Genomic DNA, 14,708 nt, shown 5'->3' on the forward strand with positions numbered 1-14,708 from the left:
GCCTTCAGTGGTCGTGGTCGGCTTCGGCCTTGCCGAGCTCGGCCTTCAGGACGAAGGAGTTGGCCACCGCGACCTCGTCGCCTGGGTTCAGACCCGAAAGGATCTCGTAGGCCTGGTCGTCGGCCTTGCCGATGGTCACGTCCCTTCTCTCGAACCCCGCCGGGGTCCGCGCGAACACCACCTTCTCGCCGCCGATGGTCTGGATTGCGGATTTCGGCAGTCGGACCTTGACGGGATCCTGGGCGATCTCGACTTCCGTCGTCACGAAGGTCCCCGGCCGCCAGGCCATGTCCTTGTTGGGCAAAGAGACGATGACACGGGCCGAGCGCGTCTCCGGGTTGAGGATCGGGCTCACGAAGACGACCTTGCCCTCTGCGCGAGGGCGGTCGTCCCCCGCGACGATGGCCACCCGGGCGCCCTCTCGCACCTTCGCCAGCTCGGTTGTCGGGACCGAGAGCTCGATCCACACGGAGGACAGGTCGGCCACGGTGTAGACGTCCGCGGGGTCGCCCTCGCTGCCGACCTTCGTGCCGACGTCGACCTTTCGCTCGACGACCCGTCCGGCGAGGGGGGACCTGAGCTCGTATCGTCGAAGGGTCGACAGGTTCGGGGTTGTCTCGTCCTTCTTGGCCGAGACTGCGACCTCGGCCGCGTTCAGCCCCAGGGCCGAAAGCTTCTGGCGGGCGAGGTCGACGCGAAGGGTCGCTTCCGAATAGGCCGCCTTCGCGTTGAGAAAGGCCGATTCCGCCGAGATTCGCTTGTCCCAGAGCGCTTGCTGGCGGTCGAAGTTGGTCTTCTCCAGGTCCGCCTTGACGGTCGCCGTCAGGAACTCGCTCTTGGCCTCTGCAACCTCGCGGCTATCGAGGACCGCTACGACCTCGCCCTTGGCTACGTCCTCGCCGAGACGCTTGCGCATTTCCGCCACCGTCCCGGCAACCCGGGCGGGCACGCGGGCGATCCGGTCGGCATCCTGGACGATGGAACCGGGAACGAGGAGATGGCGCGAGAGTATGCCGGCGTCGACGCGAGCCAGCTTGATGTCCTGCTCCGCGGCCTGTTCGGCCGTCATCTTGATCTTGCCCTCGCCCTCCTCGCCGTGCGCCTCGCCCTCGGCATGCGCGTGGCCGGGGGCCTTCGGCTTGGGCTTGGCCTCGTTATCCGAATGCCGATGTGCGGCCTCTCCATGCGCCGGCTCGCCCGCCGAATCCGGGCGCTCGTTGGAAGCATGCTCGTGATCCGGCTCGCCGTGTCCCTCGTCGCCCTTCCCGGACGCCGGCCTCGATACGGCGGCGTTCGTCGGTGGAGGCTTCGGGGCCGTTGAAAGACCGGCGGTCGCGAGGGCGCCCTGCACGATTTCGGACACACGCGGGAAGGCACCGCCGATGGCGATGCCTATGGCCAGGAAGGCCACGGACAGAAGTGCACGCATGGAAGGAGGCCGTTTGCCTGGAACACGAAGGCCCGTTCTCTGGGCTTCGGTGCTCCGTACTGTTCACGCTCTGTGGGGGCCGATCATCCGCTGGGATGGTCGGAGGACGCGCGCCACGGACGTGACGACGCCATCTCAGGCGCGGGGAGGCCTCGGAAGGCGGTCCGGCGAGACCGAAACCATAGTCGCGTCCACGAGGGCGTAGGTCGGCCGCTTGGTCATGGCGCTCAGCGCCAAAGCCGGTCCCTCGGGATTGATGGCTTGGTGGCATCCGCAGTTTGCGTGACAGGTCAGGCAGCCATCAGCATGGCTTGCCGGAGCCGCGTCGGAATAAGCCGACATCGACACTTCGGCACCGGCGAAGCGATGGACCTCTGCGGAATGGATGGTTCCGGGAGCGACAAGCGCCAGGGCGAGCACGAGCGAGAGCGCGCGGACGGCGATCGCCCACCAACCGCGCATTGCCTCGTAGGCCCTAATTGGGGATCCCGCGCTCATGGCTGCCTTATGAACGATTCCGGGCCACTCGTACATGCCGGATGGCCCCCGACGGGAGGCAAGCCTCAATAGTCGTGATGGTGATGATGGTGGTGGCGACGCTCGTAGTAGACCGGCCGCTCCTCGTAGTGGCGGCGATGACGATGCACGACGATGTCGTCGTGGTCGCCGTGATGGTAGCGGTCGACATGGACGTCGCGACCGCGCCTCTCGAAGTCGCCCCCGTAATACTGCGCCGATGCGGCGGCAGGGACGAGGATCAGGGTCGCGGCGAGAAGGGCTGGGATGCGGACTCGCATGGCTCTTTCCTCAAGGATTGATGCCGTGAGCATGGGTCCGGCGACTTGAACGGGGTCTGAAACCCGCGTTCATCTTGCCGGACCTGGGAGCGGCGAACCGCTCAGTGGCGCTCGATGACCGTGGTTCGGCGCTCGCTGCCATGGTTGTCATCGTGATGGTCGTCGTGGTGGTGATGCTCGCGGACGACCTCATGGTGGTCGTCATGGTGACGGTCGCCGTGGCGCTCGCCATGACTGTCGCCATGGACGCCGACGCCGCCCGGGCCGACGTCGATGTGCTGGGCGAGGGCCCCGACCGGCGCCAGGGCCAGGGTCGTGGCGGCGGCGTAAGCGAGAAGGTTGCGCTTCATCGTGGTGCTCCTAGAAACATTGTATGGCCAGCAACGCATTTCGTTCGGAAACCGATCCGAGATTATTTTGGTGTTTCAGACGTATCGCTTAGCCAAAGATGAGAAGCGCACGAGATAATCGCGTGTATTGTTCGGGGTTCAGCGGACGCGAAGGCGCCTCGTTGGTCCTTTCGCTGGCGAGGTCTAGGATCGTCATTGGTCCGGACTGGTCGACGTGCGCCGGATACGCACGCCTCGGCACGGCGAAAAGGGGCGGTCGTCAGCCGGAGATGGCTATTGGCCCCGAAGGACGAGCTTCCACGCATGGTCGGGGCTTACAGGCATGGACGGATCGGAGCATGCCGGGTCGTCAAGGTCATATCGGTTCATGGCCTGCACGTGGACGGAAATTGACGCCCATGGTCAGCCCCTTACGTTGAGAGCAAGGGATAGGCCGGGCGGGGGCCTGCACCAAGCTTGAGATCACGCCAAGACAAGCCGCTCCGAGGTATCCGTCTGCCGCCGGACAAGAAGCTCTTGACCTTCCCATCATGGGAAGCCCCATATCGCCGTGACGTCACTTCTAAGAGGAGAACCGTCATGATCCGGCTCAAGGTCACTCGAATGAACTGCGGCGGCTGCGCCAAGTCCGTTACGCGCGCGGTCCTGGGCGTCGATCCGAATGCCACCGTCGACATCGACCTGGGCGAAGGCATCGTCTCCATCGCGTCGTCCTCGGATGCGGCGCGGTTCACCGACGCGGTCAGTTCCGCGGGCTATGGCGTCGAACCGCTGACCGCCGCGGCTTGACCGACCGGCAAGCGGAAACAATATCGGCGCTCGGCCATTTGTGTCCCGGGGCGAGTATTCCTCGGCCCATCGAAACGGTGTAAGCAATCCCGATGAGACCCGACCGGCAACTCGTGCGCCTGATGGCGGCGATGATCGTGATGATCATCGCCTACGTCGCGCCGTCTGCCGTCCAGGCTCACGAAGGCCATCATCACGGTGGCCATGACCATGCCGCCATGACGCGGGCGCCCAAGGCGTCCGTCGCGCCGCTGGCGGCCCCCGCACCGCGCGACGTCGGTCGGTCGGCGGCTGCCGTCGATGCAACGCCCGTGCTGCTCAAGGCCGCGGTTCCCGCCCGGGTCGCCGTCCTCCAGTCCGAGGACGCGGGTCGGGGTTGCTGCCCCGGTCCCTGCAAGGGCGCATGCTGCGGGACGATGTCCTGCTGCGTTCCTGGCATCCTCTCGGCTCCGATGACAATGCCGACGCTCGCCTTCGGGCATGTCGTTCTGGTCACGCACGACATCGACGGCCGCTCCGGCCTCGGCCCCGAGGCCCTGCCCAGGCCCCCACGAACCCTCGCGTAACGAACGGCGCGCCAAGGGCGCGCAACGGTCGGATTCCGTCCGCAAGCCGCGGATGTGCGTCCGGTGTTCGAACGCGAGGATGCCTCTTCCATGTCTTTTCGTATTGCCGCCGCCCTTGGCGCGGCGTGGCTGGCCGTCGCTTCGCTGGCGGGTCCCGCACGTGCCCATGAGGGGCACGACCACGGCGCACCGCCCCCGCCCGTCTCGAAGTCCATCGCCCCGCGCGGCGAGGCCGCGTCGGACGCGTTCGAGCTGACCGCCATCCCACGGGACGGGAAGGTCACGTTCTACCTCGACCGCTTCCGGACCAACGAACCCGTCCGCGGCGCAGTCCTGGAGGTGGAGACGCCCGAGGGGCAGAGGACCGCCACCGAGACCGCCGAGGCGGCCTACGTGCTTCCCGCGCCCTGGCTCGCGCAGGCGGGATCGCACGACCTCCTGGTGACCGTCACCGCCGGGGAGGCGGTCGACGTCCTCACCGTCCCGCTGTCCATCCCGCAGACCCAGGCGCCCGTCGCCGCCCCGGCCGCAGCGCCGGGCGGCACCGCCATGGCCAAGGCGTCCGCCGCCGTCGCCGACCTGAAGGCCCGCCTCGCGGCCAAGGACCCCGTCCTGATGCTGACCGCGGCGGCCGCCTTCCTCCTCGGCATGCTGCTCACCGTGCTCATGCGGGGCCGGCGCAGCCTTCCCGCCGTGGCCGTCATGGCGGTCTTCGTGACCCTGGCGCTCGGGACCGTGGCCTTCGCCCATGGCGACGAGGACCACGGCACCCCGTCCAAGGGCGACCCGGTTCAAGGCGCGGCCCTGCTCGACCCCGCGCAGCCGTCGTCCGACCTTGCCCAGCGCCTGCCTGACGGCTCCGTGTTCGTGCCCAAGCCGACCCAGCGCCTCCTGGTCCTGCGCACCACCATGACGGAGCAGGCGACGTTCCACCGGACGGTCGAACTGCCGGGACGCGTGATCCCGGACCCGAACGCCAGCGGCGTCGTGCAATCCTCGGTCGGCGGCCGGCTCTCGCCGCCGTCCTCAGGCCTGTTCCCGCGCCTCGGGACGACGGTGAGGAAGGGCGACGTGCTGGCCTACGTGACGCCCCCGGTCCAGGCCATCGACGTCTCGGACATGCGCCAGCGCCAGGGCGAGCTCGACCAGCAGATCGACGTCGTCGAGCGCCGCGTGGAGCGCTATCGCAAGCTCGCGACCACCGGCGCCGTCGCCCAGACACAGCTCGACGACGCCCTCTCCGAGCTGAAGGGCCTGCAGGACCGCCGCACGGCCCTCGACAAGGCACGACAGCAGCCGGAAGCCCTGGTCGCGCCCGTCGACGGCGTTATCGCGCAGGCCTCCGCGGTGGCGGGCCAGATGGCGGCGGCCGGCGCCATGGTGTTCCAGATCGTCGACCCGACCCGTCTCTGGGTCGAGGCCCTGAGCTTCGACGCCCTCACGCCGGCTGGGAACGCCACGGCCCGCTTCGCCGACGGGCGCACCCTATCCCTCGTCTACCAGGGCGCCGGCCTCGCCGACCGCAACCAGGCCATCCCGGTCCAGTTCGCGATCAAGGGCAACACCGCCGGCCTGCGGGTCGGGCAGTTCCTCACGGTGCTCGCCGGCACGGACGCCGAGCAGTCCGGCCTCGCCCTGCCGCGTGCGGCGGTGGTCCGCTCCGGCAACGGGCAGGCCATCGTCTACGAGCACGTCGCCGCCGAGCGCTTCGAGGCCCGCCAGGTCCGGGTCGAGCCCCTCGACGGGACCAACGTGCTCGTCGCCGAGGGGGTAGGCGCGGGCAAGCGCGTCGTCACCGAGGGCGCCGAGCTCCTCGATCAGGTCCGCTGAGGAGGCACGCCCATGTTCAATTTCCTCGTCACGCAGTCACTGCGCAACCGCCTGCTCGTCCTCGCGGTCGCCGCCGTCCTGATCCTGTACGGCGCCTTCACCGCCACCAAGCTGCCGGTGGACGTGTTTCCCGACCTCAACAAGCCGACGGTCACCATCATGACCGAGGCCGAGGGGCTCGCGCCGCCCGAGGTGGAGCAGCTCGTCACCTATCCCATCGAGACCCGGATGAACGGCCTGCCCGGGGTCAGCCGGGTGCGCTCGGTCTCCGGCGTCGGGCTCTCCATCGTCTACGTCGAGTTCGACTGGGGCACCGACATCTACCGGAATCGGCAGCAGATCGCCGAGCGTCTGACCCTGGTCCGCGACCAGCTCCCGCCGAACGTCACGCCCCAGATGGGGCCGATCTCCTCCATCATGGGGCAGATCCTGCTGGTCGCGGTGACCGGAGACAACGCGACCCCGATGGAGGTGCGCGAGGCCGCCGACTTCATCCTGCGGCCTCGCCTGCTCACCATCCCGGGCGTCGCCCAGGTCATTCCCATCGGCGGCGAGGTGCGCCAGTTCCGGGTAAGCCCGAACGTGGCGGCCATGCGGGCGCTCGGCGTCACCAACGCCCAGCTTGAGGCGTCCCTGACCCAGTTCGGCACCAATGCCGGCGGCGGCTTCACCGACCAGTACGCCCGCGAGTACCTCATCCGGAACATCGGCCGGACCATGAGCCTCGACGACCTGCGCAGCGTCGTCGTCGCCAACGTCGCGGACGCGCCGGTCTACCTGCGCCAGGTGGCGGAAGTCTCCTTCGCCCCGAGGGTGAAGCGCGGCGACGGCGGCTACATGGGCAAGCCCGGCGTCATCGTCTCCGTCGAGAAGCAGCCCGACGTCGACACGGTCAAGCTCACCCGCGAGATCGAGGCGGCGCTGAAGGAGGTCACCGCGACCCTGCCGAACGGGATCAAGGCCGACCAGATCCTGTTCCGGCAGGCGAACTTCATCGAGACCTCCATCGCCAACGTCGAGCGCGTGCTCGTCGAGGCCATCGTGGTTGTGGCCATCGTGCTCTTCGCGTTCCTCCTGAACGTGCGCACCACGGCCATCTCGCTGACCGCCATCCCGGTCTCGATCCTGGCGACCGCGGTGGCCTTCCACCTCGCCGGCCTGTCGATCAACACCATGACCCTGGGCGGGCTCGCCATCGCCATCGGCGAGCTCGTCGACGACGCGGTGGTCGACGTCGAGAACATCTTTCGAAGGCTCGGCGAGAACCGGGCGGCCGGCTCGCCGCGCTCGACCTTCGAGGTGGTGGTTGCCGCCTCCTCGGAGGTGCGCTCCGGCATCGTCTACGCAACGATGATCATCGTCCTCGTGTTCGTGCCCCTGTTCGCCCTGTCGGGCATCGAGGGCCGCCTCTTCGCGCCCCTGGGCCAGGCCTACATCATCTCCATCCTGGCGAGCCTGCTGGTGTCCGTGACCCTGACGCCGGTGCTGGCCTACTACCTGCTGCCCGGCCTCAAGAGCCTGGCCGAGCACGACAGCGCCCTGCTGCGCTGGCTCAAGCGGGGTAACGCCCGGTTGCTCGGCGTCGCCTTCCGGCACCAGCGCCTGCTCGTCGCCACGGTGGCGCTGTCCGTCGTGGCGGCCGGGATCGCCGCCTGGAACCTGCCGCGCGCCTTCCTCCCGCCCTTCAACGAGGGCTCGTTCACCGTCAACACGACGTTCAACCCGGGGATTTCGCTCTCCGAGAGCAACCGCGTCGGCCTCATCGCCGAGAAGCTGCTCCTGGACATTCCGGAGGTCGCCTCGGTGGGTCGCCGCACCGGCCGGGCCGAGCTCGACGAGCATGCTGAGGGCGTCCACTCCTCCGAGATCGAGGTCGAGCTCAAGGGCGGCGGCCGGCCGAAGGACGCGGTCGTGGCGGACATCCGGCAGCGCCTGTCCCGGCTGCCGCTCTCGGTGAACGTCGGCCAGCCGATCTCGCACCGCCTCGACCACATGCTGTCCGGCGTCCGGGCCGAGCTTGCCCTGAAGATCTTCGGCGAGGATCTCGACGCCCTGCGCAGCGTGGCCAACGACCTGCGCGACCGCATGGCAAAAATCCCCGGCCTGGCCGACCTGCAGGTGGAGAAGCAGGTCCGCATCCCGCAGCTGGAGATCCGGGTCGATTACACCCGGGCCGCCCTCTACGGGGTCCAGCCCTCGGCCGTAGTCGAGCAGCTCAGCCGGCTGTCCAACGGGCGCGTCGTTTCGACGGTGGCCGATGGCTACAAGCGCTTCGACGTGCTCTTGCGCCTGCCCGAGCGCCAGCGCACGACCCAGGGGCTCAAGGACCTCCTGATCGAGACGCCGTCCGGCTGGGTGCCGGCGCGCCAGGTCGCCGACATCCGCGAGACGGACGGCCCCAACCAGATCCTGCGCGAGAACAGCCGGCGCCGTCTCGTCGTCCAGGCCAACACCAACGGGCAAAGCGACATGGCCACCATCGTGGCGGCCATCCGCAAGGAGGTGGCGGAAGCCAAGCTCCCGCCGGGCTTCTTCGCCAGCCTGGAGGGGACCTTCCAGGCGCAGGAGGAGGCGAGCCGGACCATCGCGGCCCTTTCGACCCTTTCCCTCGCCCTGGTCTTCGCCATCCTCTACAGCCGCTACCGCTCGGCCGTGCTGGCGCTGATCATCATGGGCAACGTGCCGCTCGCCCTCATCGGCAGCGTGATCGCGCTGTGGCTGGTGGGCCAGCCGCTCTCGGTGGCGTCGATGATCGGGTTCATCACGCTGACCGGCATCAGCGCCCGCAACGGCATCCTGAAGATCAGCCACTACCTGAACCTGTCGCTGCACGAGGGCATGCCGTTCGGGCGCGACCTCGTGGTGCGCGGCAGCCTGGAGCGCCTGACGCCGGTGCTGATGACCGCCCTGTCGGCGGGCGTCGCCCTGGTGCCGCTGCTCTACGACGCCGCGAACCCGGGCAAGGAGATCCTGCACCCGGTCGCGGTGACCATCTTCGGCGGCCTGATCAGCGCGACCCTGCTCGACACGGTCCTGACGCCCGTCCTGTTCCTGCGGTTCGGCAAGGCCCCGCTGGAGCGCTTGCGCGCCGTGCAGTCCGAGACACCCGATGCACCGCGTCCGGACGGCGCCAAGCCGCGTCCGGTCGAGGCGTTCTGAGCCCCCACCCAAAAAGGAGAAACCCGATGATTCCCTGGAGAATGGCCCTGATGGCGGGCGTGCTGCTCGCCCTGCCGGTCCACGCGCACGAGGTGTCCGGCCAGCACGGCGGCCGGGTGACGGATGCCGGCAAGTACCACGTCGAGCTCGTTGCCAAGGGCGAAAGCGTCGACGTGTTCGTCACGGACGGCAGCCAGAAACCGGTTCCGGCGACCGGCTTCAAGGGCACCGCCATCCTCGTCGTCGGCGGCAAGCCGGCTCGGGTGCCCCTCGAACCGGCCGACGCCAACCGCCTCTCGGGCAAGGCGTCCGTGGCGCTCGGTGAGAGCCCGAAGGGCGCCGTCCAGCTCACCGCCCCGGACGGCGCGACGACGAGCGGCAAGTTCAACTGACCAGCGGCCCTCCGGCCCCGGACGCGGGCCGGAGGGGACCGACCGATCCCGTGCAGGGATGCAGGAGGACCGCCGAAGGCTGTCCCTCCTGTTCGAGCCACCGGCCGGAAAACGCTTTGCCGGCCTGTCCAACACGACGAACCAAGGAGACCGAAGCCATGAAGACCATGACCGCCGCCGCCCTGCTGATCGCCCTCTCGGCGGCAACCCCGGCCCTCGCCGACGACCAGGGCAATGCCAACGCCGAGCAGCAGACCCAGCCGACGCCGAACCGTGGTGGCACCTCGGGTGGGCCGGCCCACGACGCGCGCCCCGGCGAGACGGGTTCGACGGGGTCGGGTGAACGCATGGACCACGCCCATCCCGATGGATCGGCCTCCAAGCCGTCCCGGAACCGCTGATCGGCCGCCCGGACCGGGAACCCTCATGCGTCCGTCCAGGGCGCAGGGCTCCCACTGCCCCACCACCAAGTTACGTCACGTAGGAATGGAAACGACCATGAAGACCATCGGCACGATTGCACTGGCCGCGCTGCTCGGCCTCGGAACGGCTGGGCCGAGCCTCGCCCAGTCGACCCATTCCCACGGCGGGCACGAGATGCCCGGCGACCCGAAGGCGTCGCATGACGAAGACATGATGAAGATGATAAACGACATGAAGCCGGACCCGAAGGACCCGGCCTCGACCAAGGACTTCAAGGCCGCCGACATGGCGATGATGCACGACATGCACGTGCCCTACACCGGCAACCCGGACGTGGATTTCCGCACCCACATGATCCCGCACCACAAGGGCGCGGTGGCCATGGCCAAGGTGGCCCTGAAGCACGCCAAGGACCCCGAGACCAAGGCGATGGCCCAGAAGATCATCGACGACCAGGAGAAGGAGATCGGCGAGATGGAAGGCTGGTTGAAGAAGAACGCGAAATAAGCCGTTCACCCGAGGGGCTGGAGGCCGGCACGGATCCGGCCTCCAGTCCCTCGATGATCGGGCAGTGGGGTCGTCCGTCCCCGTCGCAGGCGTCGGCCAGACCACGAAGGACGTCCGCCATTTCCTGAAGGTGGCGGGCCTTCTCTTCGAGTTCCTCGATGTGGGTCAAAGCGAGGGCCTTCACCTCGGCGCTGCTGCGTGTGGGATCGCCCCACAATCCCAGAAGGACCCGGATGCGTTCCAACGGGAAGCCGAGGTCCCGAGCCCGGCGGACGAAGCTGAGCCGGTGCACGTCCTCCGGGTCGTAGTCGCGGTAGCCGCTGTCCCGGCGGTCGGCCTGGGGCACCAAGCCGATGCTCTCGTAATGGCGGATCATCTTGGCTGAGACCCCCGATGCGTCCGCCGCCTGCCCGATGTTCATGACGATCCCCATGGTTGACCTTCCCATGATGGGAAGGCGCACACCGTTAGGCAACATCGACGAACGGGAACACGATCATGATCCACGGCACCGCAGCGAACGACCATGCAGACCCCCACGGTGCCCATGCCGGGCATGACCACGCGCATGGCCATCAGGTCGAGCCGCCCGCCGGCGCCGGGACGGTCAAGGATCCCGTCTGTGGGATGACGGTCGACCCTCACAGGGCGAAGCATCGGGCCGAGCATGCCGGGCACCCGTACTACTTCTGCTCGACAGGCTGCGGAACGAAGTTCGAGGCCGATCCGGTCCGGTACATCGACCCGGCCCAAGCCGCCGCGAAGTCCGATCCCGTGCCCGAAGGCACGATCTACACCTGCCCGATGCATCCGGAGGTGCGCCAGGTCGGCCCCGGCGCCTGCCCGATCTGCGGCATGGGGTTGGAGCCGGCCATGGTCGGCGCGGACGCTGGCCCGAGCGAGGAGCTCGTCGACATGACGCGCCGGTTCCGGGTCGGGCTCGTCCTGACGCTTCCGGTCTTCGTGCTGGAGATGGGCGGCCATCTTTTCGGCCTGACCGAGCGGCTCGGCCAGCAGGCCTCGAACTGGATACAGTTCGCGCTCGCGACGCCGGTCGTGCTCTGGGCCGGCTGGCCCTTTTTCGTGCGGGCCCTTCACTCCGTGCGCTCGCGCAACCTCAACATGTTCACCCTCGTCGCCCTCGGGACCGGGGTGGCCTGGGCCTACAGCGTCGTCGCCACCGTCGCTCCCGGCTTGTTCCCCGAGGCGCTGCGCGGTCACGGCGGGGCGGTGCCGGCCTACTTCGAGGCGGCGGCCGTCATCACCGTGCTGGTGCTTCTCGGCCAGGTCCTGGAACTGCGGGCGCGCGAGAGCACCAGCGGGGCCCTCAGGGCGCTCCTCGACCTGGCGCCGAAGACCGCCCGGCGCCTTCATCCGGACGGCACCGACGACGAGGTTCGCCTGGAGGACATCCGCGTCGGCGACCGCCTGCGGGTGCGCCCGGGCGAGAAGGTGCCGGTCGACGGAACCGTGAGCGAAGGTCGAAGCTCGGTCGACGAGAGCCTCGTGACCGGGGAATCGATGCCGGTCACGAAGGAGGCCGGCGCCACGGTCATCGGCGGCAGCCTCAACCAGTCCGGCTCGCTCGTCATCGAGGCGACCAAGGTTGGTCGGGACACCATGCTGGCCCGCATCGTCCAGATGGTGGCCGAGGCGCAGCGCAGCCGGGCCCCCATCCAGCGCCTCGCGGACCGGGTGGCGGGCTGGTTCGTGCCCGCCGTCATCGGCGTGGCGCTGCTGGCCTTCGTCGCCTGGATGGCGTTCGGCCCCGAGCCGCGCTTCACCTTCGCCCTCCTGGCCGCCGTGGCCGTTCTCATCATCGCCTGCCCCTGCGCGCTCGGGCTCGCCACCCCGATGTCCATCATGGTCGGCGTCGGCAGGGGCGCCGGGGCCGGGGTGCTCGTGAAGAACGCCGAGGCGCTGGAGCGGATGGAGCGGGTCACGACCCTCGTGGTCGACAAAACCGGTACCTTGACGGAGGGCAAGCCCACGGTCACCCGGATCGTGCCCGCGGCGGGCTTCGACGAGGCGGAGGTCCTGCGGCTTTCGGCAAGCGTGGAGCGCGCGAGCGAACACCCCTTGGCGGTCGCGGTCGTGGCGGCCGCCGAGAAGCGGGGGCTGGCCTTCGCCCCGGTCACCGGCTTCGACAGCCCGACGGGCAAGGGCGCGCTCGGCACCGTCGAGGGACGGCGTGTGGCGCTCGGCAACGCGAGCTTCCTGCGCGAGCAGGGCGTGGACGTCTCCGCCTACGCGGTCCAGGCCGATGACCTGAGGCGGGACGGGGCGACGGCCATCTTCGTCGGCGTCGACGGACGCGTGGGCGGCGTCCTCGCCATCGCCGACCCGGTCAAGGCGACGACGGCAGAGGCACTGGCCGCGCTCCGGGTCGAAGGCATCCGTGTCGTCATGCTCACGGGCGACAACCGGACCACCGCCGAGGCGGTGGCGCGTCGGCTCGGCATCGAGGAGGTCGAGGCGGAGGTGCTGCCCGACCAGAAGGCCGCCGTGGTCGAGAGGCACAAGTCGGCGGGGCAGGTGGTCGCCATGGCGGGCGACGGCGTCAACGACGCCCCGGCGCTCGCCGCGGCCGACGTCGGCATCGCCATGGGAACGGGGACCGACGTGGCCATCGAAAGCGCTGGGCTGACGCTGCTCAAGGGCGACCTCATGGGCATCGTGCGGGCACGGCGCCTGTCGCGGGCGGTGATGGGCAACATCCGCCAGAACCTGTTCTTCGCCTTCATCTACAATGCCGCGGGCGTGCCGGTGGCGGCCGGGGTGCTCTATCCGTTTCTTGGCATCCTGTTGTCCCCGGTCATCGCGGCCGCGGCGATGGCGCTCTCCTCGGTCAGCGTCATCGGGAACGCCCTGCGGCTGCGGGCGGTGCGGCTTTAGAAGACGCCGTGGCGGTACATCCTTCCGGAAGCGGTGCGTCATCGTGGAGGGGCGTGAAGGGGCAAGCTTCGCGGACGGCATCCAGCACAGGCCCCGGTCCAGAGCTAGGCGCCGAGGACCTCGCCGGTCTGATCGATCAGGCGGGTGGCCTCGTCCGCCAAACGGCCTTCCTCCTGCTCACGGGCTTCCTCGATGGCACGCCTGACCGACTGGGCCGTGACCGCCCGAGCGATGGCGATGCCCATGACGAGGACGAGTGCGACGAGCGTGAAGAGGGCGCCGAGCTGGGCGAGGTCGGTGATCATCGGCCAGGGCCCGTCCACGACGGCATCGAGGGCTACAAGCCGGACCATGAAAAGGGCGGCGAACAGCACAGTCAGGGCAGTGAGCCCCGCGAGCCAGGCGACGCAGGAAACGTCGCCTGCGCGTACGAACACCGCGATGCGGGTTCCCCGCCAGACGTTCCGCAGACCGTTCCCTAGGGCCTGCAGCTGCTTGTGGCAGGGCCGAAAGGTCCAGGGCGCAATGGAGTGGATGCTAATCAGCGTGTAGAGGGCGATGAGTGAGGGACGGGATTTTTCGTTCTTCTCAATGGCGGCTTGCGCCCGCTTCAACTGCTCGGAGGATTCCTCCCGGTTCTGGTACATCTCCCCGAATGCCTGCTGTGCCAGTCGTTGCGCGGCCTCGCTAAAGCGTTCCTGTGGTAGGGAGAGATACCCCACGGTGCAGGTGAGGGTGATGCCCCCGAGGGTGATGATGGTGCCGAAAATGACCTCAAGCGCCTTGCGGTTCTCATCGGCCGCAAGGCGCCTCAGGTCTGGGGTGTCGAACTTCGGGTGGAAGTGCTCCACCATAGCGGAGACCCCGGTCACCCCGAGCACGTGATAGACAGCAAGCCCGACCAGGACGCCGAGGGCGAGCAATCCGAACGCACGCATGGGGCGGGACCGTTCGCCTAGCGGGTCGCGGAGGCGCCGAGTTCCTGGGCGGTGACCGGTACCGCGGCATCCCAGAGCGACTTGAACTTGCGGGTTGCGGAACGCGCGACGACGGGGTCGCCGAAGACGACCGTGGCCTTTCGGGACTGGGTGTCGGTCTCGATCCGAACGTCGCGTTCGTCGGCGATGCCGAAATGCACCGTGGCCGGATGTTCGAGACGACGGACCCTCAGCTTTGGGTCGTCGCCGACCATGTATGCGCCGAGTTCGGACAGCGCGGAACGATGGGCAGCATCCGGCATGTGGTCCAGCAGGACCGACATCTGGGCGCCGGGACCGTCGAGGAACTCGCGGGTCTTCGAGGCATCGAAGATATCCGACGAGAAGTACCCGCACAGGAACGCGAGATGTCGCTCCGCGCTGGTAACGAGCACGTCGGTCACGGCGCGCGCATGCTCGGGCCCGCGATTGCTCACGACCCGGCGACTGCCGGTTGCCCGACTGGCACGAAGGGCGTTTTCCGCCATTGTGCGATACTCGGTCATGTCGACGGGACTGGCCATCAAAGGGGTTCGGCCTCACGCTGGAATGGATGCGGTTACCAGCGGGTGAATGGTACACCTCCGCCGGCCG

At 68.7% G+C, this 14,708-nt stretch carries 15 protein-coding genes; 8 read left to right on the top strand and 7 right to left on the bottom strand.

From position 1 onward, the window contains the following. Nucleotides 1-4 precede the first annotated feature (4 nt). From AC0IWM_RS10520 to AC0IWM_RS10535, 4 genes are all read right to left on the bottom strand, one after another. Nucleotides 5-1,429, bottom strand: coding sequence for an efflux RND transporter periplasmic adaptor subunit (locus tag AC0IWM_RS10520; protein ID WP_264051095.1), 1,425 nt, complete (start codon nucleotides 1,427-1,429; stop codon nucleotides 5-7). A gap of 135 nt (nucleotides 1,430-1,564) precedes the next feature. Next, nucleotides 1,565-1,963, bottom strand: a complete 399-nt coding sequence (locus AC0IWM_RS10525) for a hypothetical protein (RefSeq protein ID WP_292498922.1) — start codon at nucleotides 1,961-1,963, stop codon at nucleotides 1,565-1,567. 29 nt (nucleotides 1,964-1,992) lie between these two features. Next, nucleotides 1,993-2,226, bottom strand: coding sequence for a hypothetical protein (locus tag AC0IWM_RS10530; protein ID WP_082487856.1), 234 nt, complete (start codon nucleotides 2,224-2,226; stop codon nucleotides 1,993-1,995). 101 nt (nucleotides 2,227-2,327) lie between these two features. Then, the gene (locus AC0IWM_RS10535) at nucleotides 2,328-2,576 is read right to left on the bottom strand and encodes a hypothetical protein (RefSeq protein ID WP_056355073.1); all 249 of its coding nucleotides are present in this window, start codon (nucleotides 2,574-2,576) and stop codon (nucleotides 2,328-2,330) included. A gap of 579 nt (nucleotides 2,577-3,155) precedes the next feature. On the opposite strand from AC0IWM_RS10535, the gene AC0IWM_RS10540 reads away from it, so the two are divergent. From AC0IWM_RS10540 to copM, 7 genes are all read left to right on the top strand, one after another. Continuing rightward, nucleotides 3,156-3,365 carry a heavy-metal-associated domain-containing protein gene (locus AC0IWM_RS10540; RefSeq protein ID WP_056355076.1) on the top strand — a complete coding sequence of 70 codons (210 nt, stop codon included), beginning with the start codon at nucleotides 3,156-3,158 and terminating at the stop codon, nucleotides 3,363-3,365. Nucleotides 3,366-3,457: 92 nt separating this feature from the next. Beyond that, nucleotides 3,458-3,931, top strand: coding sequence for a hypothetical protein (locus AC0IWM_RS10545; protein ID WP_056355079.1), 474 nt, complete (start codon nucleotides 3,458-3,460; stop codon nucleotides 3,929-3,931). A gap of 90 nt (nucleotides 3,932-4,021) precedes the next feature. Continuing rightward, complete coding sequence (locus tag AC0IWM_RS10550) at nucleotides 4,022-5,761, top strand: efflux RND transporter periplasmic adaptor subunit (protein ID WP_056355308.1); 1,740 nt, start codon at nucleotides 4,022-4,024, stop codon at nucleotides 5,759-5,761. Nucleotides 5,762-5,773: 12 nt separating this feature from the next. Then, nucleotides 5,774-8,920 (top strand): efflux RND transporter permease subunit, encoded by a 3,147-nt coding sequence (locus tag AC0IWM_RS10555; protein ID WP_056355082.1) that lies wholly within the window; start codon nucleotides 5,774-5,776, stop codon nucleotides 8,918-8,920. A gap of 26 nt (nucleotides 8,921-8,946) precedes the next feature. Continuing rightward, nucleotides 8,947-9,312 (top strand): hypothetical protein, encoded by a 366-nt coding sequence (locus AC0IWM_RS10560; RefSeq protein WP_264051096.1) that lies wholly within the window; start codon nucleotides 8,947-8,949, stop codon nucleotides 9,310-9,312. 158 nt (nucleotides 9,313-9,470) lie between these two features. Next, the gene (locus AC0IWM_RS10565) at nucleotides 9,471-9,713 is read left to right on the top strand and encodes a hypothetical protein (RefSeq protein WP_056355088.1); all 243 of its coding nucleotides are present in this window, start codon (nucleotides 9,471-9,473) and stop codon (nucleotides 9,711-9,713) included. Nucleotides 9,714-9,810: 97 nt separating this feature from the next. Continuing rightward, complete coding sequence (gene copM / locus AC0IWM_RS10570; RefSeq protein WP_056355092.1) at nucleotides 9,811-10,242, top strand: CopM family metallochaperone; 432 nt, start codon at nucleotides 9,811-9,813, stop codon at nucleotides 10,240-10,242. Here the strand turns inward: copM and cueR are convergent. Continuing rightward, nucleotides 10,178-10,663: a Cu(I)-responsive transcriptional regulator gene (gene cueR, locus AC0IWM_RS10575; RefSeq protein ID WP_082487872.1), complete on the bottom strand. Its 486-nt coding sequence runs from the start codon at nucleotides 10,661-10,663 to the stop codon at nucleotides 10,178-10,180. The two genes, copM and cueR, sit on opposite strands and share 65 nt — an antisense overlap. Nucleotides 10,664-10,740: 77 nt before the next feature. Between cueR and AC0IWM_RS10580 the strand changes: the two genes are divergently transcribed. Then, on the top strand, nucleotides 10,741-13,137 hold the full coding sequence (locus tag AC0IWM_RS10580) for a heavy metal translocating P-type ATPase (RefSeq protein WP_056355099.1): 2,397 nt from the start codon (nucleotides 10,741-10,743) through the stop codon (nucleotides 13,135-13,137). Nucleotides 13,138-13,241: 104 nt separating this feature from the next. Here AC0IWM_RS10580 and AC0IWM_RS10585 read toward each other — a convergent pair whose 3' ends face one another. After that, a complete protein-coding gene (locus AC0IWM_RS10585; protein ID WP_056355102.1) occupies nucleotides 13,242-14,075 on the bottom strand; it encodes a hypothetical protein in 834 nt (277 codons plus the stop codon). A gap of 17 nt (nucleotides 14,076-14,092) precedes the next feature. After that, nucleotides 14,093-14,638, bottom strand: coding sequence for a hypothetical protein (locus AC0IWM_RS10590; protein WP_056355105.1), 546 nt, complete (start codon nucleotides 14,636-14,638; stop codon nucleotides 14,093-14,095). Nucleotides 14,639-14,708: the final 70 nt, after the last annotated feature.

Source organism: Methylobacterium sp. AC433 (assembly GCF_979253015.1).

Coding starts and splice junctions, on each gene's coding strand:
- AC0IWM_RS10520 (WP_264051095.1), bottom strand. CDS start 1,429: ATGCGTGCACTTCTGTCCGTGGCCTTCCTGGCCATAGGCATCGCCATC.
- AC0IWM_RS10525 (WP_292498922.1), bottom strand. CDS start 1,963: ATGTACGAGTGGCCCGGAATCGTTCATAAGGCAGCCATGAGCGCGGGA.
- AC0IWM_RS10530 (WP_082487856.1), bottom strand. CDS start 2,226: ATGCGAGTCCGCATCCCAGCCCTTCTCGCCGCGACCCTGATCCTCGTC.
- AC0IWM_RS10535 (WP_056355073.1), bottom strand. CDS start 2,576: ATGAAGCGCAACCTTCTCGCTTACGCCGCCGCCACGACCCTGGCCCTG.
- AC0IWM_RS10540 (WP_056355076.1), top strand. CDS start 3,156: ATGATCCGGCTCAAGGTCACTCGAATGAACTGCGGCGGCTGCGCCAAG.
- AC0IWM_RS10545 (WP_056355079.1), top strand. CDS start 3,458: ATGAGACCCGACCGGCAACTCGTGCGCCTGATGGCGGCGATGATCGTG.
- AC0IWM_RS10550 (WP_056355308.1), top strand. CDS start 4,022: ATGTCTTTTCGTATTGCCGCCGCCCTTGGCGCGGCGTGGCTGGCCGTC.
- AC0IWM_RS10555 (WP_056355082.1), top strand. CDS start 5,774: ATGTTCAATTTCCTCGTCACGCAGTCACTGCGCAACCGCCTGCTCGTC.
- AC0IWM_RS10560 (WP_264051096.1), top strand. CDS start 8,947: ATGATTCCCTGGAGAATGGCCCTGATGGCGGGCGTGCTGCTCGCCCTG.
- AC0IWM_RS10565 (WP_056355088.1), top strand. CDS start 9,471: ATGAAGACCATGACCGCCGCCGCCCTGCTGATCGCCCTCTCGGCGGCA.
- copM (WP_056355092.1), top strand. CDS start 9,811: ATGAAGACCATCGGCACGATTGCACTGGCCGCGCTGCTCGGCCTCGGA.
- cueR (WP_082487872.1), bottom strand. CDS start 10,663: ATGAACATCGGGCAGGCGGCGGACGCATCGGGGGTCTCAGCCAAGATG.
- AC0IWM_RS10580 (WP_056355099.1), top strand. CDS start 10,741: ATGATCCACGGCACCGCAGCGAACGACCATGCAGACCCCCACGGTGCC.
- AC0IWM_RS10585 (WP_056355102.1), bottom strand. CDS start 14,075: ATGCGTGCGTTCGGATTGCTCGCCCTCGGCGTCCTGGTCGGGCTTGCT.
- AC0IWM_RS10590 (WP_056355105.1), bottom strand. CDS start 14,638: ATGGCCAGTCCCGTCGACATGACCGAGTATCGCACAATGGCGGAAAAC.